Origin of the sequence: Rudanella paleaurantiibacter (assembly GCF_009184635.1) — a bacterium.
GTDB lineage: Bacteria > Bacteroidota > Bacteroidia > Cytophagales > Spirosomataceae > Rudanella > Rudanella paleaurantiibacter.
In genome coordinates this window covers 79,575-104,195 of the sequence record NZ_WELI01000017.1, presented here as the reverse complement: position 1 = coordinate 104,195, position 24,621 = coordinate 79,575, and the positions used below count along the sequence as shown (strand labels likewise).

Below are 24,621 nucleotides of genomic sequence, written 5' to 3'. Positions count from 1 at the left end.
AGCCGTTAAGCCCCGTGCTGCCGATGGTACTGGAGTCAGATCCGGGAGAGTAGGAAGCTGCCACCTCTAGTTATAGAAGCGAAGGGGGTGTTATCTCAGACGAGGTAGCACCCCCTTTCCGCGTTTACGGGCGTGGGGGAGGAGGTGTGTATGAGTGCCGGCCGGGTGGTCGGCCCTGGCCAGGCAGGCATCGCCTGGCACCCATACCAGAACAACATTGCATCAACCAGCAGTGATTTTTTGAGGAATGGTATTAATGGCTATAATTGGCAAGTTAGTTTTTTGGAGAATGCTACTTCTAATTATGTGCCGATGCGTTAAAGGTTTTTAAGCTTTTCTTATATTTGCAGCAGAATCGGGGTGTAGCGCAGCCTGGTAGCGCGCTACGTTCGGGACGTAGAGGTCGTGGGTTCGAATCCCGCCACCCCGACACAATAGAACAATAATGAAAACTATTCAGACTCAATCATGGTGGTGGCACTTATCTCGAAAGGGATGAGGTTGCCTCTTTGTGTCTGATCGATACTGTCCAAGGCCTACCGTCATCCCGGTAGGCCTTTTGTTTTTTATCACTGTAAACTCTCTGACTGCTATTCTGATGACTCAAACTTCACCACCGTCAACGGAAACGTACGTGGTAACGACCCAACACCGGCGGATGCTGGCTGACATAATCACTCCCGTTAGTATTTATCTGCAGATTCGGGATCGATACCCAAACAGTATTCTTCTCGAAAGTGCCGATTATCACGGTAACGACAACAGTTTCTCGTATATCGCCTTCGACCCGGTTAGTCGATTTGAATACAACAAGGGTGTGCTTACTATAGGATTGCCCGGTCAAGCAGAGGTCACTAAACAAATTGAGCCTCGGGAGTTGATACCGGCTTTACAAGAATATAAAGCCTTGTTTAAAGCCCAACCAGGTAATCACTCGTTTATCACCAATGGCTTATTTGGCTATTTTGGGTTCCCGGCGGTTGAGGGGTTTGAGGATATTCGTCTGACCGCAGCAGTACCCCCGGAGAACGATATTCCGGCCGCTATTTTTCAGGTCTATCGGTATGTTATCGCGATAAACCACTTCAAAGACGAACTCCACATTTTTGAGCACGCATACACGCGGGATGGCGAGGAGCCAACCGTTAGTCGGCTCGATGAGGTGGTATCAATTATAACCAGTCGGAATTTTGCCCTTTATTCATTTGATACTAAAGGCAACGAAAGCTCTAACTTTTCCGACGACGAGTTTCGGGCGGTTATCCAGCACGGCATAGACCATTGCAAACGGGGCGATGTGTTTCAGATTGTGCTCTCTCGCCGGTTTCAAACGCCATTCCGGGGCGATGAATTCAACGTGTACCGGGCTCTCCGGTCGCTGAACCCATCGCCCTACCTGTTCTACTTTGATTATGGCAGTTTCAAACTGTTTGGGTCGTCGCCCGAATCGCAGATTGTTGTAAAAAATGGAGAAGCCACGATTTACCCAATTGCTGGTACGTTTAGACGAACGGGTGACGACGCGAAGGATGCCGAATTGGCCCAGAAGTTATACGATGACCCGAAAGAATCGGCCGAGCATGTGATGTTGGTCGATTTGGCGCGTAACGATCTCAGCCGGAATTGTGATTTAGTAAAGGTGGAAACCTTCAAAGAAATCCAATACTACTCACACGTGATTCACCTGGTGTCGAAGGTAGTGGGGCAATTGAATGGTAAAGCAGATCCTCTTCAGATTGTGGCAGAAACGTTTCCGGCCGGTACGTTGTCGGGGGCTCCCAAATACATGGCCATGAAGCTGATTGATCAATATGAAAATCAGAGCCGGGGGTTCTATTCGGGTAGTATCGGCTACATGGGTTTCGACGGTGAGTTTAACCATGCTATCATGATTCGAACGTTTATGAGTCAGAACAACACACTGTACTATCAGGCAGGAGCAGGTATTGTGGCTAAGTCATCGGTTGAGAGTGAGCTTCAGGAAGTACATAACAAACTGGCGGCCCTGCGGTCGGCCATTGAGCAAGCAAAAGGGATATGAAAATTCTTGTTTTAGATAACTACGATTCGTTCACCTACAATCTGGTGTACATTCTGCGCGAGCTTGGTCATGAGCCTGACGTGATTCGGAATGACAAAATTGCGCTGGAGGCCGTTGGCCAATACGACAAAATTCTCCTGTCGCCGGGGCCGGGTATTCCGACCGAAGCCGGCATCATGCAGGACCTGATAAAGGAATACGGTGCTCAAAAGTCAATTTTGGGTGTTTGTCTGGGGCATCAGGGAATTGGCGAAGCATTTGGTGCCCAACTCGAAAACCTGGGCGATGTGTTGCACGGTGTGGCGCATCAGGCACGTGTACTCGACCACGACGAGTATTTGTTTAAAGGCTTACCCGACGATCTGACGGTAGGTCGCTACCACTCATGGTCGGTTGTTCGCGACTCGGTACCGGCTCATTTGCTGGTGACTGCCGAAGACGAAAACGGCCGGACTATGGGCTTGCGGCATCGTACGTTTGATGTGCGGGGGGTGCAGTTTCACCCGGAGTCGGTACTGACAGTAGGTGGGGTCAAAATGATGGAAAACTGGGTAAACCAATGAAAGCGATATTAAATCATCTGTTTGAGCACAAAACGCTCACCAAAGAGCAGGCTAATCAGGTCTTGTTGGGTATTGGCCGGGGCGAGTACAATACGGCGCAGATAGCCTCTTTTCTGACGGTTTACATGATGCGTAGTATTCGTATTGAAGAGATGGAAGGGTTTCGGGATGCGATGCTTGAGCTTTGTTTACCGATCGATCTATCGGCCTACGATCCTATGGACTTGTGCGGAACCGGGGGCGACGGTAAAGACACGTTTAATATCTCAACCTTGTCGGCCTTTGTGGTGGCTGGTGCGGGCCAGCGCGTAGCCAAGCACGGTAATCATGGCGTATCGTCGCTGTGCGGCTCGTCGACGGTGATGGAGTATCTGGGCTATCAGTTCACTAACGATATTGGTGAGCTTGAACGCCGAATCGAAACTGCCGGTATCTGTTTTCTCCACGCTCCGTTGTTTCACCCGGCTATGAAAAATGTAGCCCCAATTCGGCGCGACCTGGGCGTAAAAACATTTTTCAATGTGCTGGGGCCAATGATCAATCCCACAAAGCCCCGAAAACAGCTCGTTGGGGTATTTAATCTTGAATTAGCCCGATTATATGCGTATCTTTATCAGCAAACAGACACGCGTTTTTCGGTCATACACGCTTTAGATGGCTACGATGAAATCTCCTTGACCGGCCCGTTTAAGGTGATTTCGAACCGAACGGAAGAAATGCTGAATCCGGCCCATTTAGGTCTGGACACGCTGAGCGCGGAGTCATTGTCGGGGGGAGAAACGGTAGAGGAGTCAGCGCGTATTTTCATGAGTGTGCTGAAAAACGAAGCTACCCCTGCCCAAAAACAGGCGGTATTAGCTAACTCGGCCATGGCACTGTTGGTAAGTGATCGGGTGGCCACGCGCGAAGAGGCCGTAGCCCTTGCGAAGGAATCTATTGAGAGCGGTCGTGCGTTAGAGTGTTTTACTAAATTGGTTGCGTGAGTTGCCCGAGCGAATGACGATTTTAGATCGAATTATTACTGAAAAACGAGTTGAAGTAGCACAACGCCGGATGCAGGTTTCGGAACAGGCATTGGCGGCTTATCCGCTTTTTAACCGGGCCGTCAATTCGGCCATAGCCGCTATACGCGCTACTAACTCTACCGGGGTCATAGCTGAATTCAAACGAAAATCACCCTCAAAAGGTCTTATCAACGGAACCGCCGATGTAGCTGCTACAACCAGCGGATATGTTCGGGCCGGAGCGGCTTGTTTGTCGGTACTGACAGATGAGCCGTTTTTTGGTGGTACGCCAGCCGACTTGCAGGCCGCCCGGGCCGCCAATCCACTCACGCCTATTCTGCGCAAAGATTTTGTGATTGATGCCTATCAGCTACTTGAGGCCAAAGCCTGGGGTGCTGATCTGGTTTTACTCATTGCGGCTTGTCTGTCGGCCGATGAGGTGAAGCAGTTAAGCCGCTTTGCCCATGAGCTGGGGCTGGAAGTCTTGCTGGAAGTGCACGATGCCGAAGAATTGGACCGTACGCTCTGCGATACGGTTGATCTGGTAGGTGTGAACAACCGGAACCTGAAAACATTTGAGACGTCGGTGGAGACGTCGATGGAGTTGATTCGTCAAATACCCGATTCATTTGTTCGCGTAACGGAGAGCGGCCTGCATGATGCACAAACTATGCATCGGTTGCGCATGGCCGGTTACGAGGCATTCCTGATTGGCGAAGCATTTATGAAAACAACGGCTCCAGAGTTGGCCCTGGCTACGCTGGTAGACCAACTGAGTAAGCAAAATTCTACCATTACTAACTGATACACCTATGAATGTCAAAGTGTGTGGTTTGCGCGATGCTGATAACCTAAAGGAGGTAGCGGCATTGAACCCTGATTTTGTTGGGTTCATTTTTTACGACAAAAGCCCGCGCTTTGTGGGTGAGGAGTTAGATGTAGAGGTTGTACGGTCGCTACCCCGAAACATTCGGAAAGTGGGGGTTTTTGTAAATGCCAGTCCAGAATCGATTATTCGGAATGTAAAAAAGTACGACTTGCAGTACGTACAATTGCACGGCACCGAGACGCCTGATTTCTGCAAGAGTCTGCGCATGCGGGGTATCAATATCATCAAGGCGTTCCGGGTCGACGAAACCTTCAACTTTAGTATGCTCAATAACTACAAGTTGCAGTGCGATTTCTTTCTGTTTGATGCCAAAGGGGAGCAGCCCGGCGGTAACGGATTTGCGTTCGACTGGTCGCTATTGAGCCGCTACGATAACGAAAAACCATTTTTCATCAGTGGCGGTATCGGGCTGAACAACCTGGCCGATCTGGAGCAGATTCGGCACCTCAAATTGTATGGAGTTGATGTAAACAGTCAGGTTGAAGTCTCGCCGGGCGTAAAAGACATTGAAAAGTTGAAAGAACTAATCAGCCGGGTTCGCCCGGTTGAAGAAGAGGAAGAAGTCTAATTTTTCTCGTTATGACTGTTTTAGAACCACAAGCCTCGTTTGAGGTAACAGATAAAGGCTTTTATGGGCGCTTTGGGGGGGCTTTCATTCCCGAGATGCTCTATCCTAATGTAGAGGAGCTTCGGCGGAACTACCGCGCCATTATGGAAGACCCTACGTTTCAGGCCGAATTCCGGGCGTTACTGGCCGACTATGTGGGCCGGCCAACTCCCTTGTTTCTGGCCGAACGCCTGTCCAATGAGGTTGGCGCTACGGTTTACCTGAAACGAGAAGACCTCTGCCATACCGGAGCACATAAGGTAAACAACACCATCGGGCAAATTCTGGTCGCCAAGCGGCTAAACAAGAAACGGATTGTGGCCGAGACGGGTGCGGGGCAACATGGTGTTGCAACGGCTACCGTTTGTGCGTTGATGGGCCTGGAGTGTGTAGTGTACATGGGCTCTATTGACATGGAACGTCAGAAACCCAACGTCGACCGGATGCGGATGCTGGGTGCTACGGTAGTGCCGGCTACAAGCGGTAGTCAGACCCTCAAAGACGCTACCAACGAGGCTATGCGGCACTGGATCAATAACCCGGTTGATACGCACTACATCATCGGTTCGGTAGTGGGGCCACACCCGTACCCGGATATGGTGGCCCGGTTTCAGTCGGTAATTTCCGAAGAAACACGGAGTCAGCTTCTGGAGAAAACAGGTTCTGAAAATCCCAATTACGTGGTGGCCTGCGTGGGCGGAGGTAGCAATGCAGCGGGGGCTTTCTTCCACTACCTGCACGAGCCATCGGTACGGTTGGTGGCCGCCGAAGCCGCCGGCCTTGGTGTATCGTCGGGGCACTCGGCGGCCACAACGGCACTTGGTAAGCCGGGCGTTCTGCACGGTAGCCGCACCATTCTGATGCAAACAGAAGATGGGCAGGTAACGGAACCCTATTCGATCTCGGCCGGTTTGGACTACCCGGGTATTGGGCCATTGCACGCGCACCTGTTCGATTCGGGTCGGGGCGATTTTTACGCTATTACCGACGACGAGGCCATTGCTGCCGGTTTTCAGCTGAGTAAGCTTGAAGGAATTATTCCGGCCATTGAGACCGCCCACGCTCTGGCTGCTTTGCCTAAAATGGGCCTTCAGACAAGCGATGTTGTTGTGGTCTGCCTATCGGGTCGGGGCGATAAAGATTTAGCGACCTACGCCAAATATTTGTAAACCTCCTCGACCATTATTCTTTTGGAAGCGCAAGCAGTAGCTACACAAGCCGATTCGGCACTACCGACCCAAAACCGTATTACGGCACTTTTCGGCCGTAAACATGAGGGCTTGTTGAACGTTTATTTCACGGCCGGCTTTCCGAATCTGGACGATACCCTGACTGTGCTCGAAGGGCTTGAGCAGGCAGGTGCCGATCTGGTCGAAATTGGTATGCCCTATTCCGATCCGGTGGCCGATGGCGAAACCATTCAGCAAAGCAACTTACAGGCCCTGAACAACGGAATGACGCTGCGGCTTTTGTTCGAGCAACTCGCCAATTGCCGGAGCCGTGTCAGCGTTCCTATTCTGCTGATGGGGTACATCAACCCCGTCCTGCAATTCGGTGTAGAAGAGTTTTGTCGGCAATGTCAGGCGGTGGGCGTCGATGGGGTAATCTTACCGGACTTACCGCTCGATCTTTACCTTGACGAATACGCGCCTATTTTTCGGCAGTACGGCATACTGAATATTTTTCTGATTACGCCCCAAACATCCACCGAGCGGATTCGGCTGATCGACGAGCAGTCGGCCGGTTTTATCTACATGGTATCCTCGGCGAGCATTACGGGGTCGGTGAGTGGTGTAAGCGACGAAATGCTCGCTTACTTCGACCGTATCAATGCGATGAATCTGACGAATCCGCGTCTGATTGGTTTCGGTATCAAAGACAACGAAACGTTTCGGATGGCGAGCCAATATGCCAACGGGGCTATTATCGGTAGCGCGTTTATCCGGCTTTTGCAGGAGAAAGGGACCGATCAAACGCAGATTAAGGCATTTGTAGAGGCTGTAAAAGGAAAGTAAGCAGAGGCTATGATTTCATTGAAAATGCCCGGCTGAGGAAATCGGCCGGGCGTTTTTGCATTCAGATCGGTATGTAAAGCCTTTTTTAGCCTTGTACAGACGATAAAACTGTCCTGTGCTATGAAACTACCTCTGCTGTCGATCGGGGCTCTGCTGTTGCTCGTATTGAGTTTGCCAGCTTTCCGGTCATCATTGGCCCCGCCTGCCAAGCCCAAGAATATCATTTTTATTCTGGCCGATGATCATCGGTACGACTTTATGGGCTTTACAGGAAAAGTAGCCGGCCTGCAAACGCCCAACCTCGACCGACTGGCTCATGAGGGGGCACATGTGCAAAACGCGTTTGTATCAACGGCCCTGTGTTCGCCCAGCCGGGCGAGTATCCTGAGCGGGCAGTATGCGCATACTCATCGGGTAATCGACAATTTTGCGCCCATGCCTGCCGACCTGAAGTTTTTCCCGCAGTATTTGCAGAAGGCAGGTTACAAAACGGCATTTCTGGGCAAGTGGCACATGGGTAATACCGACGATGCGCCCCAACCGGGTTTCGATTATTGGTTAAGCTTCAAAGGGCAGGGCGATTACTACAACCCCCGGTTTAACATCAACGGCAAACAGGTGGCTTACACCGATAGCAGCAATACAACGGATCTGCTGACCGACTACGCTATTAAATGGATGAATACGCTGGACAAGAAGAAGCCGTTTTGCCTCTACTTGTCGCACAAAGCCGTTCATGCCATGTTTGAACCCGCCAAGCGGCACCGTGATACGTACGCTAAAATGCCTATCAATTACCCCGAAACTATGTACCTGACGGCAACTGATACCAGCAAGGTATGGGGTGGGGGTGTCAATGCTGGCCGTAACCCCGAAATGGGCGCTGTGAAGGCAAATCTGGCGGGTATTCCGAACTGGGTGAAGCAACAGCGGGGAAGCTGGCATGGTGTCGATTACATGTACCACGGTCAGATGGACTTCAACAACTTTTACCGTCGCTATGCCGAAACCCTGCTTGGGGTCGATGATAGCGTGGGTCGAGTGCTGAAATGGCTGGAAGACAATGGCCTGGACCAGAATACCATGCTGGTGTACATGGGCGACAACGGCTTTAGCTTCGGGGAGCGTGGCCTGATTGACAAGCGACATGCCTATGAAGAATCAATGCGGGTACCGCTGCTGGTTCGTTGCCCGGACCTGGTGAAGCCCCAAACCAAAGTGAAGCAGGTGATTCAGAACATCGACATTGCGCCTACGTTTCTGGCCTATGCGGGTTTGACCAAACCGACGCAAATGCAGGGTAACTCGTTTCTGCCTATTCTTCAGGGCCAATCGACCGACGGGGCGGGACGCCCGTGGCGCGACCGGGCGTTTTATGAGTACTACTGGGAGATCGATTTTCCACAAACCCCGACCATGTACGCCGTACGTACCGACCGGTACAAATACATTTTCAATTACGGGGTATGGGATACCAACGAGCTGTATGATTTACAGAATGATCCCGGTGAGGTGAATAATCTTATCAAAAGCCCGGCCCATCAGGAAATAGCCAAGCAACTCCGGGGTGAGGTATTCGGCTGGCTTCGGAGCACCAACGGGATGAATATTCCGCTCAACCCGGTTCAACAGAAACGCTTCGATCACCGCAACAAAGGGGCGTATTAGTGAATGAATAGTGTAAAGGGTCTCAGTACTGGACATTAGCCGTTAGACCTCCCTACAGAATGGTAGTAAGTCTAACGTCCAGTGTCTGAAGTCCGAACGTCCAGTACTGAAGTAAAGGGCATAATGAGGAGCGGGTTTATTGGCCGATAATCAGTGTATTTATTGTAAGCTCTACACTGTTCATTATCCATTTGGTTTGGCCTTTACAGCTCTGTTACTACCAAACTGGCCTCCGGTTGCTGAATAATCGAAAGACAATTCAGCAACCGGAGGCCAGTTTGGTATTGGAAAAAATCCTTACAGATTCGAGAAGTCGAACCCTTCGAGGAACGCTGTTGTAAACTGACCCGACTTGAATTTCGGATCGTCCATCAGCTTGATATGGAACGGAATCGTGGTTTTGATTCCCTCAATCACAAATTCCTGCAAAGCCCGCTTCATACGCGTAATCACTTCTTCGCGTGATTGCCCCGTTACAATCAACTTGGCAATCATGGAATCATAATTTGGCGGAATGGTATAGCCTGCGTACACGTGGCTATCAATCCGAACACCGTGGCCACCTGGAAGGTGAAGGTTGGTGATTTTACCGGGCGACGGACGGAATCCGTTGGCGGGATCTTCGGCATTGATCCGGCACTCCATCGAGTACAATTTCGGTGTATAGTTACGGCCCGAAATCTCGGTACCGGCCGCTACCTTGATTTGTTCCTTGATGAGGTCGAAATCAGTCACTTCCTCCGTAATGGGGTGCTCCACCTGAATACGGGTGTTCATTTCCATGAAATAGAACTTGCCGTATTTGTCAACCAGAAACTCAACCGTACCAGCACCTTCGTAGCCAATGGCTTGCGCGCCTTTGATAGCCGCCTGACCCATTTCTTCGCGCAGTTCGGCCGAAACAATCGGAGAGGGCGTTTCCTCAACCAGTTTCTGGTGACGACGCTGAATCGAGCAATCGCGCTCCGACAAGTGGCATACTTTACCGTACTGATCGCCCACGATCTGGATTTCAATATGGCGGGGTTCCTCCACAAACTTCTCCAGGTAAAGGCCATCGTTGCCGAAAGCGGCACCGGCTTCAGTACGGGCGTCGTTCCAGGCTTTTTCGAAGTCGGCTTCTGTCTTGATAATCCGCATACCCCGACCGCCACCACCGGCCGTTGCCTTGATGATTACGGGGTAGCCAATTTCTTCGGCCAGTTTCTTACCTTCCTCAATAGATTCGAGCAGGCCCTCAGAGCCCGGAATAACTGGTACACCAGCCGCTTTCATGGTCGCCTTCGCCGTAGCTTTGTCGCCCATTCCGTTGATCTGTTCGGCCGTAGCACCAATAAACTTGATGCCGTAATCGGCGCAGATCTGAGAAAATTCGGCGTTTTCGGATAAGAAACCGTAGCCGGGATGGATAGCGTCGGCGTTGGTAATTTCGGCCGCCGAGATAATATTGGGAATATTCAGGTACGACTGCTTACTCACCGGCGGACCAATACACACAGCCTCGTCGGCGAAGCGCACGTGCAGGCTATCACGGTCGGCTGTTGAGTAAACTGCCACCGTTTTGATGCCCATTTCGCGGCAAGTCCGGATGATACGCAGCGCGATTTCTCCCCGGTTAGCGATCAGGATTTTCTTGAACATAATGAGTGATTGAGCGAATGAGTGAATGAGTGAATTGTGCGGACGCTGTGGCATTCGCTCATTCGCTCATTCACTCATTCTCCAATTAGATCGGTTCTACAAGGAATAGAGGCTGGTCGTACTCGACGGGGGTAGCGTTTTCAACCAGTACCTTCACGATACGGCCTGAGACTTCTGACTCGATCTCGTTGAAGAGCTTCATGGCCTCGATGATACATACCACTTTACCCACCTTCACTTCGTCGCCAATCTCGACAAATGCCGGGGTTTCCGGGTTTGAAGAGCGGTAGAACGTGCCAATCATGGGCGACTTAATCGTGATGTAGTTCGACGTGTCGGCTGCTTTGGGCGCGGGCGCAACCGGTGCGGCTGCCGGAGCCTGTGGGGCAGGGGCTGCTACAGGTGCCGCAGGGGCTTGTGGAGCTGGTGCTGGAGCCGCTGGCGTTGCGCTATTGCGCTTTACGCTGATCTTCAGATCGTTGGTCTCTACATTAACTTCGTCGAGGCCCGACTGGGCGATGAAGTCGATCAGTTTTTGAATGTCTCTGGTATCCATAAAGTAGGAGAGAGGAGTCTGGGCCGAAGAGTGGTTAAACCGAAAGCGTTTTGGCTCTGGTGACCGCTCATCAGTACAGGCTTCCTGTTTTATTTCACGCGCTCAACATAATCGTACGTACGGGTATCAACCCGGATCTTCTGACCCTGCTCAATGAAAAGGGGAACCATGATCTTGGCACCCGATTCCACTTCAACCCGCTTTTTGGGGCTGTTGGCCGTATCACCCCGAATACCCGGCTCAGCGTAGGTTACCTCGAGCTCCACAAACGGCGGAAGTTCGCAGGTGAGGGGTGTTTCGTTTTCGACATTGATCAGAATTTCAACTTCCTGGCCTTCTTTCATCAGGTCGGCACCATCAACCAGTTTCTCGTCGAGGTTAATCTGGTCAAACGATTCCTGATCCATGAAGTTGTACCCCGATTCGTCTTTGTAGAGGAACTGGAACTTCCGGCGCTCAACCCGAACCGGATAGATCGTAACGCCTGAGTTAAAGGTATTATCAATTACACGGCCGGTAGTCAGGCTTTTGAGCTTAGTGCGTACAAAAGCGGCTCCTTTACCCGGCTTAACGTGCTGAAATTCCGTAATCTGGAATAAGTCGTTGTTGAAGTTTAAGACTAAACCGTTGCGTATGTCTGCGGTTGTTGCCATCGTTTTAATGAAAAATGATTAACGGATAATGAATAATGGGTTTAGATGTCGACAGGCTTAAAGCCATTGTACACTATACATCATTCATTTTTTTAATATGCCCATTTCACGTAAACCGAACCCCAGGTGAATCCTCCTCCGAATGCGGCCAGAATCAGGTTATCCCCTTTTTTCAGCTGCGACTCGTAATCGAATAGGCAGAGTGGAATAGTAGCTGCGGTTGTGTTACCGTACTTGTAAATATTCATCATGACCCGCTCGGGCCCAACACCCATGCGGTTAGCCGTAGCGTCGATAATCCGCTTGTTGGCCTGATGCGGCACGAGCCAGGCTACCTCTTCGCCCTTCAGCTGATTACGCTCCATGATTTCGGCTGATACATCGGCCATGTTCTTGACGGCAAACTTGAATACCGAAGGGCCGTCCTGGTACGCGTAGTGCCACCGCTTTTCAACGGTTTCGTGCGTGGGTGGGTAACGGCTCCCCCCGGCTTTCTGGAACAGGTGAATCTGACCGCTTCCGTCAGACCGCAGAATGGAGTCCATCACCCCGAACCCCTCTTCGGCGGGTTCGAGCAGTACCGCCCCGGCACCGTCGCCAAAAAGAACACAGGTGGTACGATCAGTGTAATCAACGATAGCTGACATTTTATCGGCACCTACCACGATTACCTTCTTGTACTTACCCGATTCGATAAACTGGGTACCGGTGGTAAGTGCGTACAGAAAGCCCGAGCAAGCCGCCTGAATATCGAAGCTTCCCACGTTCCGAATACCAACCATATCACAAATTAGGTTGGCCGTTGCCGGAAACACATAATCGGGTGTTACCGTTGCGCAAATGAGAAGATCAATTTCTTCGGGTTTGGTATTGGTCTTTTCGAGTAGGCCCTGTACCGCTTTCGCACCCATGTGCGACGAACCCATGCCTTCCCCTTTCAGGATCCGGCGCTCTTTGATACCCGTCCGACTCGTGATCCACTCGTCGTTGGTGTCCACCATCTTCTCCAGTTCCGCGTTGGTAAGCACGTACTCAGGAACATAACCGTGAACGCCCGTAATTGCCGCTTTCATCATTACAGTGAGCAGTTAACAACGAACAGTGTGCAGTAGGCAGTGGCAGCAGGCAGAAAAGCTGGCGCAAAAACACTGCCCACTGCCTACCGCTACTGCCTACTTTTAACTGAGCATTTGCGCAATTTTGTTATATGCGTCTGATTGAACCTGCCGGATAGCAAGCCCGATCATATTTTTTATGGCTAAAGCTGATGAAATTCCGTGGGCGATAATGACGTTGCCGTTGACGCCTACAATGGGGCTTCCGCCTACCGACTCGTAGTTTGTCTTGTCCAGAAATTCGTCGCTGATCCCCCGCTTCTTCGTCAGAGCGTAAATCGACTCACCCAGTTTGAACAGGGCGTTTCCGGTAAAGCCATCGGTGACAATCACATCCGCTTTATCGAAAAACATGTCGTTGCCTTCTATGTTACCAACGAAGTTGATTCGACGGCTTTCTTTCAGCAACTGATAGGCTGCCTGCGCAACCAGTGACCCCTTCTGTTCTTCCGAACCGATATTCATCAGGGCCACCCGTGGGTTTTCAATACCGAATGTCGCCTGGGCATATACTGACCCAATCTCGCCAAACTGAGCGAGCATTTCGGGTTTACAATCGGCATTGGCGCCAATGTCGAGCATAACGGCGTGTCCACCACCCAATTGGGGTACAAAACCAGCAATGCAGGGGCGCATGACCCCTTCGATAGCTTTGATGCTGAACAGAGCGCCTACGTGCATGGCACCGGTGTTGCCTGCACTGCAAAAAGCGTCGACTTGTTTTTCCTTCAAAAGCTTAAACCCAACTCCAATGCTGGAATTGGGCTTCTGTGAAAGGGCCTTTGTTGGGTGCTCACCCATTTCGATAACATCCTCGGCGTGGACAATCTCGATGTTCGAAAGGGGCTCGGTTGTGTATTTGGGTAACAGGGTTTCGATAACTCGCTGCTGCCCAATCAAAACAAGCTGTACGTCTTTGGGTAAATTGGTAGCGGCCATTGCTACTCCTTCGACGATAGCCTCCGGAGCAAAATCACCACCCATTATGTCCACTGCAATTTTCATTGACTCAGTTAAGGCGTCGGAGCCGACGCGGCTCGTGATGTAAAGGGAATAATCGCGTAAAAATAGCAGGTACTAGACAATAAAAAAGTATTTCGCGTTCATCTTCCCGGAAGACTGCTGCGAAATACTTTATGTACAGGCACACGTAAATGGCTGATATTAAGCCGCTGAAGCGTAGCCTTCAACAATCATTTTGCCTTTGTAGTACAAGTTGCCCTCGTACACGTGAGCATGGTGGCGCTCATGTACTTCGCCCGTAGTTGCGTCGGTTGAGAGCGTTACGGCAGTGGCCTTGTAATGCGTCCGGCGCTTATCGCGACGGGTAGAAGAGTGGCGTCGTTTGGGGTGTGCCATGGTTTCAGTTTACAGTTTATAGTGTTTGGTTCTCAGTTGGTTAATACGGTCCTACTCACAAAAACTGCAATTGGGAAACCGCACGCTGAAAACATTTAAATCAATTGTCATTCAATTTCCGAAGAGCTGCCCATCTTGGGTCAACAGGTGGCTCGTCCGTTGGTTCTTCGTCTGAATCTGAGCGGTAAATCAGTTTTCCCTCCGACTCAGTATCCTCGTCCTGCTCGTCTTCCTCCCGGAAGCGCGGGTGCAGTTTCTTCATGGGCAGCGAGGTAGCAAGGAACTCAAAAATATACCTTGCCACGTTAACGCTGTGTGTGTTGCGCTCGATCAGTTCGATTTCGTCGGTCAGTTCTTCATTATGATCGGAGAACTTCAGCAACATAAGCCGTTCGATCTGAATAGGCTCGTCGTACAAATCGAGGCTCCGGTCGCAAGTTTGCTCCACAGTGCCGCTGATTTGAAAATCGAGCCGGATCATGGTTTCAGACTTGTCCAGAATCAAATGGGTCTGGATATTGCCTTTTTCAATCAAGTCCTGCTCGAGCGCAGCAAAAAACGCATCGCCCGACTCAAAGTCGTATTCGTAGCGCTTGTTTTCCAGCCCGAAGACCGGAATCTCGTATTGCCTTAGCTCGTTCACGTTATCAAACCCCTCAAAAATAGGAGCGCAAAATTACAAAATATTTTTAATAGGTACACGGATTGAACGGATAAAACTGATTTTCACGGATTAAAACCTAAAGAAATCTGTGTGAGTCCATTAGATCCGTCCACTCCGTTGGCCCGCTCACGCGGTTTCCGACCTAATCCTGCATCAGTAGGTACGACTTGATAAACTCGTCGAGGTCGCCGTCGAGAACGGACTCGGTATTTGAGGTTTGATAACCGGTTCGGTGATCTTTCACGCGTCGGTCGTCGAGTACATACGACCGGATCTGCGAGCCCCACTCGATTTTTTTCTTACCAGCTTCTACTTCAGCCCGGGCCGCGTTGCGCTTCTGTACCTCAATCTCATACAGCTTTGACTTCAGGAGTCGAATAGCTACTTCCTTGTTTTGTAGCTGACTACGCTCCTGCTGGCATTCGATGATAATGCCCGAGGGTTTGTGTCGTAACCGAACGGCCGTTTCAACCTTGTTTACGTTCTGCCCACCGGCCCCGCCCGACCGGAAGGTGTCCCAGTCGATATCGGCCAGGTTTACGTCGATTTGGATTGAATCGTCGACGAGTGGATAGGCAAAGACCGAGGCAAAGGAGGTGTGCCGACGGGCGTTTGAATCGAACGGGGATACCCGAACCAGCCGATGTACGCCGTTTTCGGATTTCAGGTAGCCGTAAGCCAGAGCACCGTCAATTTCGAGCGTGGCCGATTTGATACCCGCCGTATCGCCCTCCTGGTAATCGACTTGTTTTACACTGTAGCCGTGTTTTTCGGCCCAGCGCATATACATTCGGTAAAGCATATCGGCCCAGTCCTGACTTTCGGTACCGCCCGCCCCTGAGTTGATTTCGAGTACTGCGCTGAGTTGGTCTTCCTCATTACTCAGCATTTTCTTCAGTTCGAGTTCTTCGAGCGTAACCGTTACTTTCTGCGCTTCGGTGTCTACTTCTTCTTCGGTAACGTCGCCGGCTTCGTAAAACTCAAATAAGGTTTCGAGGTCTTCCAATTGGCCATTGAGCGAGTCGTAACCGCCTACCCAGCCTTTCAGGGCTCGTACCTGTTTCATAACGGTTTCGGCCCGGTCGGCATCACCCCAGAACTCAGGCTGAAATGTTTGTTGTTCGAGATCGCTTAGTTGTTCTTTTTTGGCATCGTAGTCAAAGATACCCCCTCAGGGCCTCTACTCTGGCCCTCAAGTCTTTCAACTGATCAGTTGTCATGAACTTGTCGTATGCGTTTAAATTATGGATTGCAGACACTCCCGTACATACGGATGAGCGTCTGAATGACAAAGATACGACAATCGGATGGGCTGTTTGGTTCGAGTTATAACTCGACAAAGCCGGTACTTCCGCCCGAACGGACCAGAATCCCAACCGGCATACCGGCGGTTTCGGCCGGTAGAATGGCGCTGAAGCCGGTGTCTTTTTCATTGACGGAGTCGGCGAGGTCGAGCCGCTGATGGAACAGGGTGCTATAAAACTGCCAGCCGTTAGGAGTTCTGACTCCGAGGTATGTGTCGTTGAAATTGGCTTTGCGGCCCCGGATTTTGGCCCAGCCGCTAATAAGCCGGTACGCACCTATTGGCTGTTGCAAATCAATACGGTAATCGATGGCGGGGGAGCCAAGTGGCGGTATAGATACAGCCACTGGTGTTGAGGCCAGGTGCACAATAGTCAGTTCTGCGGGTGAAAACAGTTGGTTGGTTCTTAGTTGGCTCAATGCCTGAGCCGGTTGTAATGTCGGTGCGCAACCCCGAATGATCCCCACCTGTTGCCACAAAAACTGGTCGGTCTGTTTCAACTCCCGAAACCGGACAATTTTGCCCGCATATGTATAGTTTGATACCCCCCAGATAGCCACCGAGCCTGCCAGAACAAGGCTTGTTAAGGCCGTTTGCCAGCGGAACCGGGCAAGCCGGGCCACATCGGCCAACGTGAGCCAGGTAGTTGCCAGCATCAGGGCCGTAATGTTGCGGTAGCGCGACGCGTACATGAGTTCGGTTCCTTTTTCGATGCGGTTTACGGCCAGCATCAGCCCGGTCAGGTGCAGGAAAATAAGGAACCAGAACAGGGTAGGGTTGTGCCGGTCGTAGCGGGTCAGTATCAAATAACCCGTCCAGACAATGGTGAAACCACCCACTACCTGACTCACCCACGCCACCGATGGGTGATAAAACATGGCCCCCAAAAATGCTGTGTCGAGTGCCAGCAGATGCCCGATTTTTTCTGGACTCAGCAAACTGCTCAGCGCTGGGCCAGAAGGGTTGTTGTACCCTCGGAAGTAAAGGTAGAGTGCAATTAGGGTGATAGTCCCCAATCCAATAGCTTGTTTAACCCGATCGACCGGTTGCGCTGAGTTGGTCACGCACATCAATAGGATTAATGGCAACACAACAATCCCGTTGCCGTTGGTGAGCAAGGCTACCAGCCCAATGCCCACGCCCATCCAAAACGAGCGTTGACCAGACTGACTGCCCAGCCAGAGTGCCAGCAACGCCCAGGCCGGTGCCCATAGGTTCGAGACGGCGGCCATGGCCCAAAAAGCGTTGTTCCACGATTGAAACTGGAAAATCAGAAACAAGGCGGGCAAAAACGCCCAACGACTGATTGACGACGAGGCCCGGTACAGCAGCCAGGCGGTAAGCAAGAGGGCTGCGTTGCCTACCCATTGCAAAAAGGTAAAGTTGATGGTATCCGTAACACCTACGTTCAGCAAAGCTAGGGCTTTTACCCAGACAACCCGGTGGAAGTTGTTTTGCTCCAGCAGGCCATCGAGCCGGGCCGCCCAGGAAGCCCCCGGCCATCGATTCAGAAACTCGACCAGCACCGGGTAGTCGTCCATATACGGCATGTTCCAGGCGTAACGGACAAGAGTAACCGCGTAGTAAAGGATTGGCAGCAGGGCAACTCCCCCAAAAAGCCATTCGGGTGCGCGGTTTGGCGTCAGCTTCATACCGTACTGATTATACCTTGCCGTTCACAAACGCCAGTACTTCCCGGATAACATACGCCTGCTCCTCGTCGGTTAGGGTCGGAAACATCGGAATGCTCAGGCCGTGGGCATAATAGTCTTCAGCGAGCGGAAAATCACCCAGCTTCCAGCCAAACTGCCGGTAGTACGGCATCCGGTGAACCGGAATGTAATGCACCTGAGCAAATATGTTCTTCGTGCGGAGGTAATCGTACAGACCTTTTCGGTCGGGAACCTGAATCACGTAAAGGTGATACGCATGACCCACACGGTCGGGAGGTACAATGGTACGTACGGCAGTGCCGGTAAAGGCCGCATCGTACCGGGCCGCAATAGCCCGTCGGCGGTCGAGCATAGCGTCGGCCCGTTTGAGTTGGCTTAGTCCCAAAGCCGCCTGCATATCGGTTAGCCGGTAGTTATAGCCCAGCTCCTGCAGTTCCATATACCAGCCGCCCCGTTCGGGTTCGCCGGGTTCGGGTTCGCTGAAATCGCCGGGTTTATTAGTGATGCCGTGCGTGCGGAGCCGAAGCAAATGCCGGTACAGGGCCTCGTTGTTGGTGGTAATCATGCCACCCTCGCCACAGGCAATGTGCTTCACGGGGTGAAAACTAAAAATGGCCAGTTCGGCCAGTGAGCCATCGCCACAGCGGTGATTTTGCCCCTGCTCGTCGGTAAACGAGGCCCCCGGCGCATGGCAACTGTCTTCGAGCAACCACAGCCCAAACTCGTCGGCCAATTCGCGAAACGCGGCCATATCGGCGGGGTATCCGGCAAAATCAACCGGAATAATGCCCGAAAAGGTGCCTTTGGGGTGTTTTTCGAGCAACGCCCGCACGGCTTTGGGGTCCAGCACAAGTGTTTCGGGGTCGATGTCGGCAAAGTGAACTTCGCCCCCGCAGTACCGAATGCAGTTGGCCGAGGCCGAGAACGTAATCGGCGTTGTGATAACTTTAGATGTTTCGTTAACCCCCAGCGCCAGCGCACACAGGTGCAAGGCGGCCGTTCCGTTGGCAACCGCTACGGCATATTGACTCCCGATGTACTGGGCAAAAGCCTCTTCAAACTGCCCGATGGTAGGTCCCTGTGTGAGGGCGGGCGAGGTAAGGGCTTTGGCAACAGCCGCCATATCCTCATCGGTAATGTGCTGGCGGCCGTACGGAATTGGATTCATAGATGGATACTGATTAATGTGAAACGAATAATGGGTGAATTACTAACTCTCCTGAACATTATTCTTTCTACATTACACGGCAAAGCTCGCGTCGACATGGGTCCGAATCTGTTCCCGCAGTTGTTCGACGGTGAGCCACTCGGTGTTGGTTCCTGAGTTGTATTTGAAGCCCATTTCGACCCGTTTGCCGTTGAACGCCTTCAGATAATCGTCGACTTCCCAGGTGGGTGTCGAGGGCGTAATTACGTAGTACCGGTCGGTCTCCACAGTATTGAGCGAATCGGTTTCGGTAATCATTTCCTCGTGGAGTTTTTCGCCGGGGCGTACGCCCACCAACTTTTGCTCACAGTGGGGGCCAATGGCCTCGGCTACATCGGTAATCCGGTACGACGGAATTTTGGGCACGAAAATTTCGCCACCCCAGGCGTGTTCGAGGGCATGAAATACCATCTCGACCCCTTCTTCGAGCGAAATATTGAACCGGGTCATGTCGGGGTGAGTGATGGGCAGAACGCCTTCTTTCCGGCGTTCCAGAAAAAACGGCACTACCGAACCGCGCGAGCCAATCACGTTACCGTACCGAACCACCGAAAACCGCAGGTCGCGGCTACCTTTCATATTGTTGGCGGCTACAAACAGCTTGTCGGAACAAAGCTTGGTAGCACCGTAGAGGTTAATCGGGGCCGCGGCCTTATCGGTCGAGAGGGCTACCACCCGCTTCACACCGTTGTCGAGCGCGGCATTGATTACGTTTTCGGCCCCAAACACGTTTGTTTTGATGCACTCCATCGGGTTGTACTCGGCGGCCGGTACTTGCTTGAGTGCAGCCGCGTGCACAATGATGTCGATGTTCTCACAGGCACGCTTGAGTCGCTCCCCGTCGCGAACGTCACCGATAAAAAACCGGATCGACTTGTACATCGAGTGGGGGTAAAGCTGACTCATCTCAAACTGTTTGAGTTCGTCGCGGGAGTAAATCACCACCCGTTTTACCTGCGGGTAGCGGGCGTACACCATCTCCACGAACTTTTTGCCAAAAGAGCCGGTCCCGCCGGTGATCAGAATGGACTTTCCGTTTAAATCAAGCATGAAAAAAAGTTTTCAGTTTTCAGTTTATGGTTTTCAGTTGCGCAAAGCGGTTGTCGGGACAGGACCACTGTAAACTGAGAACCGTAAACTGAAAACTAGTTTTGGAGTTTTACCCGCTCCAGCGAGTCGATGTAGCTTTTGGTACTGGCGTTAAAAATACGAACCCCAACCGAATCGGCGTACTCCCGCAATACTTCGTAGCCCCGAAAGGCCTTGTGCAACGACAGAAACTGCGCGGCCATCGAATCGGTTCGGGTGCGGTGCTTATCCGAATAAATTGGCTCGTAGGCTACGTCTTTGGCCTGTTCGTAGAAATGCAGCTGCTGCATGAGCACCTGATTACTTTCGTCGATTCGGATTTGCTCATGCCACGACTGATCGGCCCCAAACAGATAAATAACGTCGAACTTCCGGTTTACGGTCAGAAAAAGAGCTGCTACCACCACCGTTTGCGACTGCATCATGGCCCAACCCGACCGATACAGTTTGTGCCGGAGCCATTGGAACCCGCGTGCAATAGCATGATTGATAAACACCACCTGAATGTTAGGGTTCCCGGCCTGTATGGTCCGTATCACGTACGAGTTGCGGGCAAAGCGGGGTACGTACAACGACATGGGCCAGTCGACTTCCGTCTGAAACGCCTGTAAGGTCTGGCGGATGTCGGGCCGGTCGGTTGAGGTCTCCGTAAAAACGAAATAGTTGGGGTCAACAATAATGTAGTTCTGGGGCCGTAGCTGGGCAAAGTAGGGCGAGTGCGCAAAGTTATTGACACACACCAGCTCGGTTTGTTTCAGGAAATCGAGATGATTTTCGAGCGTATCGCGTAGCGACGGGCCATTTCCTAACACGGAGCAAACGGCCTGCCGGCGGTGGGGGAGGGGCATCGGCATCCGCGACTGAATCAACACGCGGAGTAGCGTCAGTAAAGATTCAATCAGACTATTCAGAAACTGAGCGCCTGATTTATAGACTCGTTCGATCATTCGGATTGATTTTGCTGCCGCAAAATTAGGGGATACGAACGCGGATTAAATCGATGAAACAGTTTAAGGCCGATTTTCTTTTTTCGATCGGGATAAAGAAATCCGTTTAAAGCCGCCCTATTGGTTCGGTTCGCGTTCCTATCACAACGAAATTTCGAATGTAAACCTGGGTGAACACATAGCCCCCATGTTTTCTTTGAACCGGGCCAAACTGGGCTTAAACTGACCGATAGGATCGAGGGCAGGGCCTAAATCGAGCAGGTCGATGCCCGTTTGCTGGCAGTATTCGTACGCGCTTTCGAGTAGCATAACCATTGGGCTGAACGTGGCATAATCGGTGTGACTGACGGGTATGAATGTGTACAGGCTATTGGCCCGGACGCGTACACAAACACAGGTGGCAACAAGTGTTCGTCCTGACCAGACTCCAAAAACCGGGAAGTTCTCGGGAAACCGGCTAAGCAAGTGCGCTAATTGGTCCTCTGATACAGAAAGAGGATACCCTTTGAGCCGACGGTGTTCGGTGATGAACCTGATTAGCTCGTCAATTTGTGGGCTTTCCCATTGTAAGGCCCGAAAGCCCGTTCGCACACATTTACGGAATCGTTGGCGCTCGGAAGCCCGCATCCGGTACTCCAACGGTTGTCCGCACACAGGTATGTGAAAGGTAGCCACTTGCCTGCTACTGCTGAATCCGTGTTGCGTCAGGATGTCAAATAATTCATGGGCTTGGCTGGGGGCGTAACAGGCTGGTGGGTGCGTTAGTCGGAGTTGGTTGGCCCCTGCCTGCTGTGCTTGCTGAAGCAGCTCGGCTACAAATTGGGATAACTCGGCTGGCGTGACCTGAACTGCCCATTCAACCGAGCCAAACGGGGCCGCTACCGGGCTTAGGGCAAGGCCACTTTGTACCCCAAATGCACATCGAATAGCTGTCTGCCTGGTTATCGTATCTACCCAGTTTAGTTGGTAGACAGGTTGTGGTTGCAGGGCTAAAAAGTCGGGCGAGTTGAAAAATAAGCCATCTGAAAATCTGGTGTCTGTTAAAAGGTCTGTAGGCTCAGCCAGTCGGGGTAGGGATGAAGGGTCTGAGCCGATAAGCGTCAGGTGGCTATGGTATTGGCGCATGGGCCGAGAAAACAGAATTGTACGGGTAAGGATAGCAAAAGGCCCCGATATACTCAAATCGGGGCCTTGCGTTAACGAAGAGATATCGACACACTTACTTTTTCAAAATCCGTACCGTTTGCGATCCTGTGGGGGTTAACGCCTTCAGAAAATACATACCAGGTGCTGAGCCTATGTGGAGTAATTGGTGTTCTTTGGCTTTGGCCAGGCCAATCACCTGCCGACTCACTACTCGGCCCGCTGCGTCAGTTACCGACAGTTGCAGTTGGGTGTCACTAGCCCCTGTAATGAGTACTTCAACCTGTTCCCGATCGGTGGGGTTATTTAAAACCGTTATCTGTAAATCACTGTCCGACATTGTACCCGCTCGCCGGGCAGGCGCGGTGGTTCGACAATACGCGCGGGCGTCCCAACTGAACGTAGACGACTGGCTACCCTGCCGGGCAATAAGGGTAAATGGCTGTACATTAGGGCTGTCGTTCTGCACATCCATAGCCACTTCATTATCCATTCGGTCAATACAGTTTGTTGTTTCCGAAACAATGCCGATGGCCAGATACGTAATTGCCGAGCCATTACCACCTGTGGTTTTAAACTGAATATCACCGGTTTGGCAATTGTAGGTAGGGGCTACCATTTGCAGAGATTGGCCCAGTGTTTCGGCCGGGCTGCCACAGGCTGCCGTAGTCGATGTTGGTGGGGGAGTTACGGTTGAACTGCTGGTACAGGTTGCAACGGCATCCCACAAATACGTTACACTAACTCCGCTTTGCGTAGCCGACAATCGAATGGGGGCAACGTTGGGGCGGCCATTCCGAATCTCTTCGGCCAGTTGCGTGTCTACATCATCGACCAAACTGGCTATATTACTTACTCGAGGCCCTGTAATGCCAATAGCACTGAATGAAATGGGTGTACTATCTCCGCCGATAGTATTGAACTGGAATACGCCCGTCAGACAGTTGTAGGTAGGTGCAATGAGTTGCAGAGGTTGCGGACTCGTGGTCGATTGTGGAACCACCGTAATCAAAAAAGATGCACTTACTGAGAGACCGCCCGGGTCGGTAGCTACTACGGTAACCGAATTGACACCTGTTTGCGAAGGGGTTCCGCTAATGCTATTACCTGAGAATATGGTACCAGCCGGAAGCCCCGATGCCGTGAGTGTGAGAGTTTGCCCATCGGGGTCCGTAAATGTATTGTTTGGAATTGTGTAACTAAATATCTGACCTACAACGGCAGTCTGGTCAGGGATACTTGTGGCCGAAGGTGGGCGATTGGCTGCTGGTTGTACAATGAGCGTAGCCGATGCGGGTGGTCCGCTTTGTCCCAGTAAGGTACATACCGCCGTGTACGTAAACATACCGGTAGTGTTTGTAGGCACGGCAATATCTCCAGTGCCTGTACTACCGTTGCTACCCGTCCAGCTCAATACGCCAGCGCAGTTGGTTGCTGTGAACACGACCGATGCATACTGGTTCTGGGTGACGGTTAGCGCACTGACCCCGCCCGGATAACCCTGTCCACTCTGAGTTTGTAGGTCAGGAGCTGCAATAGGAGGAGCCGAAACCTGCCCCGACACCGATACGGTTGTGGAGGCCCCCGTTGTCTGATTGTCGATACTACCGCCGAACGAACCGGCAGCGTCGCCTGTCAGCCGAACAAAGATTGATTGACCTGCTTGCCCGAGTGCGACACTCAGTGGCGTAGGGCTAAAGTTACTCCCGTCGGTGCTGACGGCGTAGCCGGTGGGGGGCGTAATGACAACTGGTGTACTGAGGTTACAACCTGTTAACGTATATACCTGTACGTTAGAAGGTGTGCCCTGTGAAGTGCTAAAGCTGGTGAGTATAGTTGGACTGGCCGATAGAGCCACGGCATTGGTACTGGTTGTGTTACCCGATACGTTATAACTGGCTGTTCCTCCGCCGTGTGTGAAGCGCACAAACCCCGACGAACTCCCTGGTACCTGCCCCGATAAGCGTACTTCTACGGTTATACTGGTTGTAGAAGCTGGTATGCTTCCCGTTGGGCCATAGGTGCCGGAGCCTACCCGAACCTCAAACCCTGTCGGCACAGTGATAGCTACGTCGGCGGGCTGGTTTGTCATGGATACCCGGAAAGTCAGCGGAGCTGACGGATTGCAGGTGCTGGCCGTAAACGAATTAGAACCGGAAAGACTGTAGCTAAACGACTGACCCCAAGTTTGTGCCGTTATTGATAAAGTAAATAGAGCCCATAGGCATACATGGTGTAGAATTAAATTTTTCATATATTAAATGGCATGATTTGGTGTCGAAAGTATGTGTGTAGCCAATCACGTTGACTATTTTTTTGCCGGATTTATTAAGCGCATTAAAATTTGGGGTTTATTATCAACCATTTCGAGTTAGTTTGGCTATGATTCGTGTTAAAAAGTGCCAATTACCTCAGGCATGATTCTCTGATTTGTTCAATTTTGATTAAACGGTATTGACCACCAAGTTAGTTTTTAGGCTAAAT

22 protein-coding genes and 1 tRNA gene are annotated in these 24,621 nt (G+C 51.6%); 9 read left to right on the top strand and 14 right to left on the bottom strand.

Annotated elements, in window-relative coordinates; all coding sequences use genetic code 11:
- The first annotated feature begins 356 nt into the window (after window positions 1-356).
- The 9 genes from F5984_RS25180 to F5984_RS25140 all read left to right on the top strand — a co-directional run bounded on the left by F5984_RS25180 (window position 357) and on the right by F5984_RS25140 (window position 8,787).
- Window positions 357-430, top strand: a tRNA-Pro gene (locus F5984_RS25180).
- A 168-nt stretch (window positions 431-598) separates the two neighbouring features.
- Window positions 599-2,041, top strand: coding sequence for an anthranilate synthase component I family protein (locus F5984_RS25175; protein WP_152126974.1), 1,443 nt, complete (start codon window positions 599-601; stop codon window positions 2,039-2,041).
- Window positions 2,038-2,604: an anthranilate synthase component II gene (locus F5984_RS25170; RefSeq protein WP_152126972.1), complete on the top strand. Its 567-nt coding sequence runs from the start codon at window positions 2,038-2,040 to the stop codon at window positions 2,602-2,604. Before F5984_RS25175 ends, F5984_RS25170 begins: the two co-directional genes overlap by 4 nt.
- On the top strand, window positions 2,601-3,587 hold the full coding sequence (gene trpD, locus F5984_RS25165; protein WP_152126970.1) for an anthranilate phosphoribosyltransferase: 987 nt from the start codon (window positions 2,601-2,603) through the stop codon (window positions 3,585-3,587). Before F5984_RS25170 ends, trpD begins: the two co-directional genes overlap by 4 nt.
- Before the next feature lie 13 nt (window positions 3,588-3,600).
- Complete coding sequence (gene trpC, locus F5984_RS25160; RefSeq protein ID WP_152126968.1) at window positions 3,601-4,413, top strand: indole-3-glycerol phosphate synthase TrpC; 813 nt, start codon at window positions 3,601-3,603, stop codon at window positions 4,411-4,413.
- Between the two features lie 7 nt (window positions 4,414-4,420).
- Window positions 4,421-5,065: a phosphoribosylanthranilate isomerase gene (locus tag F5984_RS25155; protein WP_152126967.1), complete on the top strand. Its 645-nt coding sequence runs from the start codon at window positions 4,421-4,423 to the stop codon at window positions 5,063-5,065.
- Between the two features lie 11 nt (window positions 5,066-5,076).
- Window positions 5,077-6,273: a tryptophan synthase subunit beta gene (gene trpB / locus F5984_RS25150; protein WP_152126965.1), complete on the top strand. Its 1,197-nt coding sequence runs from the start codon at window positions 5,077-5,079 to the stop codon at window positions 6,271-6,273.
- A 21-nt stretch (window positions 6,274-6,294) separates the two neighbouring features.
- Entirely contained in the window at window positions 6,295-7,119 is an 825-nt protein-coding gene (gene trpA, locus F5984_RS25145; protein WP_152126963.1) for a tryptophan synthase subunit alpha, read from the top strand.
- A gap of 120 nt (window positions 7,120-7,239) precedes the next feature.
- On the top strand, window positions 7,240-8,787 hold the full coding sequence (locus F5984_RS25140) for a sulfatase family protein (protein WP_152126961.1): 1,548 nt from the start codon (window positions 7,240-7,242) through the stop codon (window positions 8,785-8,787).
- Between the two features lie 297 nt (window positions 8,788-9,084).
- Here F5984_RS25140 and accC read toward each other — a convergent pair whose 3' ends face one another.
- The 14 genes from accC to F5984_RS25070 all read right to left on the bottom strand — a co-directional run bounded on the left by accC (window position 9,085) and on the right by F5984_RS25070 (window position 24,229).
- Entirely contained in the window at window positions 9,085-10,428 is a 1,344-nt protein-coding gene (gene accC, locus F5984_RS25135; protein WP_019988878.1) for an acetyl-CoA carboxylase biotin carboxylase subunit, read from the bottom strand.
- Window positions 10,429-10,513: 85 nt separating this feature from the next.
- Window positions 10,514-10,984, bottom strand: a complete 471-nt coding sequence (accB, locus tag F5984_RS25130; protein ID WP_152126958.1) for an acetyl-CoA carboxylase biotin carboxyl carrier protein — start codon at window positions 10,982-10,984, stop codon at window positions 10,514-10,516.
- 89 nt (window positions 10,985-11,073) lie between these two features.
- Window positions 11,074-11,637, bottom strand: coding sequence for an elongation factor P (gene efp / locus F5984_RS25125; RefSeq protein ID WP_152126956.1), 564 nt, complete (start codon window positions 11,635-11,637; stop codon window positions 11,074-11,076).
- Window positions 11,638-11,729: 92 nt separating this feature from the next.
- Window positions 11,730-12,713: a beta-ketoacyl-ACP synthase III gene (locus F5984_RS25120; RefSeq protein WP_152126954.1), complete on the bottom strand. Its 984-nt coding sequence runs from the start codon at window positions 12,711-12,713 to the stop codon at window positions 11,730-11,732.
- Between the two features lie 102 nt (window positions 12,714-12,815).
- The gene (gene plsX / locus F5984_RS25115; RefSeq protein WP_152126952.1) at window positions 12,816-13,757 is read right to left on the bottom strand and encodes a phosphate acyltransferase PlsX; all 942 of its coding nucleotides are present in this window, start codon (window positions 13,755-13,757) and stop codon (window positions 12,816-12,818) included.
- A 159-nt stretch (window positions 13,758-13,916) separates the two neighbouring features.
- Window positions 13,917-14,111: a 50S ribosomal protein L32 gene (rpmF, locus tag F5984_RS25110; RefSeq protein ID WP_019988873.1), complete on the bottom strand. Its 195-nt coding sequence runs from the start codon at window positions 14,109-14,111 to the stop codon at window positions 13,917-13,919.
- Window positions 14,112-14,211: 100 nt separating this feature from the next.
- Window positions 14,212-14,754, bottom strand: a complete 543-nt coding sequence (locus F5984_RS25105; protein WP_152126950.1) for a YceD family protein — start codon at window positions 14,752-14,754, stop codon at window positions 14,212-14,214.
- Between the two features lie 163 nt (window positions 14,755-14,917).
- A protein-coding gene (gene prfB, locus F5984_RS25100) for a peptide chain release factor 2 (RefSeq protein ID WP_152126948.1) occupies window positions 14,918-15,995 on the bottom strand; the annotation gives its coding sequence in 2 pieces (ribosomal slippage) (window positions 14,918-15,934 and window positions 15,936-15,995; 1,077 coding nt in all).
- Between the two features lie 106 nt (window positions 15,996-16,101).
- A complete protein-coding gene (locus tag F5984_RS25095; protein WP_152126947.1) occupies window positions 16,102-17,730 on the bottom strand; it encodes a hypothetical protein in 1,629 nt (542 codons plus the stop codon).
- A 10-nt stretch (window positions 17,731-17,740) separates the two neighbouring features.
- Complete coding sequence (gene pseC / locus F5984_RS25090; protein WP_152126945.1) at window positions 17,741-18,919, bottom strand: UDP-4-amino-4,6-dideoxy-N-acetyl-beta-L-altrosamine transaminase; 1,179 nt, start codon at window positions 18,917-18,919, stop codon at window positions 17,741-17,743.
- 72 nt (window positions 18,920-18,991) lie between these two features.
- Complete coding sequence (pseB, locus tag F5984_RS25085) at window positions 18,992-20,008, bottom strand: UDP-N-acetylglucosamine 4,6-dehydratase (inverting) (RefSeq protein ID WP_152126943.1); 1,017 nt, start codon at window positions 20,006-20,008, stop codon at window positions 18,992-18,994.
- A gap of 95 nt (window positions 20,009-20,103) precedes the next feature.
- Window positions 20,104-20,994, bottom strand: coding sequence for a hypothetical protein (locus F5984_RS25080; protein WP_152126940.1), 891 nt, complete (start codon window positions 20,992-20,994; stop codon window positions 20,104-20,106).
- A 141-nt stretch (window positions 20,995-21,135) separates the two neighbouring features.
- Window positions 21,136-22,119: a GNAT family N-acetyltransferase gene (locus tag F5984_RS25075; RefSeq protein WP_152126938.1), complete on the bottom strand. Its 984-nt coding sequence runs from the start codon at window positions 22,117-22,119 to the stop codon at window positions 21,136-21,138.
- 94 nt (window positions 22,120-22,213) lie between these two features.
- Window positions 22,214-24,229 carry a putative Ig domain-containing protein gene (locus F5984_RS25070; protein ID WP_185155642.1) on the bottom strand — a complete coding sequence of 672 codons (2,016 nt, stop codon included), beginning with the start codon at window positions 24,227-24,229 and terminating at the stop codon, window positions 22,214-22,216.
- Window positions 24,230-24,621: the final 392 nt, after the last annotated feature.

Excerpts from the sequence above, each read along its gene's own strand:
- F5984_RS25175 (WP_152126974.1), top strand. The coding sequence starts at position 599 with ATGACTCAAACTTCACCACCGTCAACGGAAACGTACGTGGTAACGACC.
- F5984_RS25170 (WP_152126972.1), top strand. The coding sequence starts at position 2,038 with ATGAAAATTCTTGTTTTAGATAACTACGATTCGTTCACCTACAATCTG.
- trpD (WP_152126970.1), top strand. The coding sequence starts at position 2,601 with ATGAAAGCGATATTAAATCATCTGTTTGAGCACAAAACGCTCACCAAA.
- trpC (WP_152126968.1), top strand. The coding sequence starts at position 3,601 with ATGACGATTTTAGATCGAATTATTACTGAAAAACGAGTTGAAGTAGCA.
- F5984_RS25155 (WP_152126967.1), top strand. The coding sequence starts at position 4,421 with ATGAATGTCAAAGTGTGTGGTTTGCGCGATGCTGATAACCTAAAGGAG.
- trpB (WP_152126965.1), top strand. The coding sequence starts at position 5,077 with ATGACTGTTTTAGAACCACAAGCCTCGTTTGAGGTAACAGATAAAGGC.
- F5984_RS25140 (WP_152126961.1), top strand. The coding sequence starts at position 7,240 with ATGAAACTACCTCTGCTGTCGATCGGGGCTCTGCTGTTGCTCGTATTG.
- accC (WP_019988878.1), bottom strand. The coding sequence starts at position 10,428 with ATGTTCAAGAAAATCCTGATCGCTAACCGGGGAGAAATCGCGCTGCGT.
- accB (WP_152126958.1), bottom strand. The coding sequence starts at position 10,984 with ATGGATACCAGAGACATTCAAAAACTGATCGACTTCATCGCCCAGTCG.
- efp (WP_152126956.1), bottom strand. The coding sequence starts at position 11,637 with ATGGCAACAACCGCAGACATACGCAACGGTTTAGTCTTAAACTTCAAC.
- F5984_RS25120 (WP_152126954.1), bottom strand. The coding sequence starts at position 12,713 with ATGATGAAAGCGGCAATTACGGGCGTTCACGGTTATGTTCCTGAGTAC.
- plsX (WP_152126952.1), bottom strand. The coding sequence starts at position 13,757 with ATGAAAATTGCAGTGGACATAATGGGTGGTGATTTTGCTCCGGAGGCT.
- rpmF (WP_019988873.1), bottom strand. The coding sequence starts at position 14,111 with ATGGCACACCCCAAACGACGCCACTCTTCTACCCGTCGCGATAAGCGC.
- F5984_RS25095 (WP_152126947.1), bottom strand. The coding sequence starts at position 17,730 with ATGAAGCTGACGCCAAACCGCGCACCCGAATGGCTTTTTGGGGGAGTT.
- pseC (WP_152126945.1), bottom strand. The coding sequence starts at position 18,919 with ATGAATCCAATTCCGTACGGCCGCCAGCACATTACCGATGAGGATATG.
- pseB (WP_152126943.1), bottom strand. The coding sequence starts at position 20,008 with ATGCTTGATTTAAACGGAAAGTCCATTCTGATCACCGGCGGGACCGGC.
- F5984_RS25080 (WP_152126940.1), bottom strand. The coding sequence starts at position 20,994 with ATGATCGAACGAGTCTATAAATCAGGCGCTCAGTTTCTGAATAGTCTG.
- F5984_RS25075 (WP_152126938.1), bottom strand. The coding sequence starts at position 22,119 with ATGCGCCAATACCATAGCCACCTGACGCTTATCGGCTCAGACCCTTCA.
- F5984_RS25070 (WP_185155642.1), bottom strand. The coding sequence starts at position 24,229 with ATGACAAACCAGCCCGCCGACGTAGCTATCACTGTGCCGACAGGGTTT.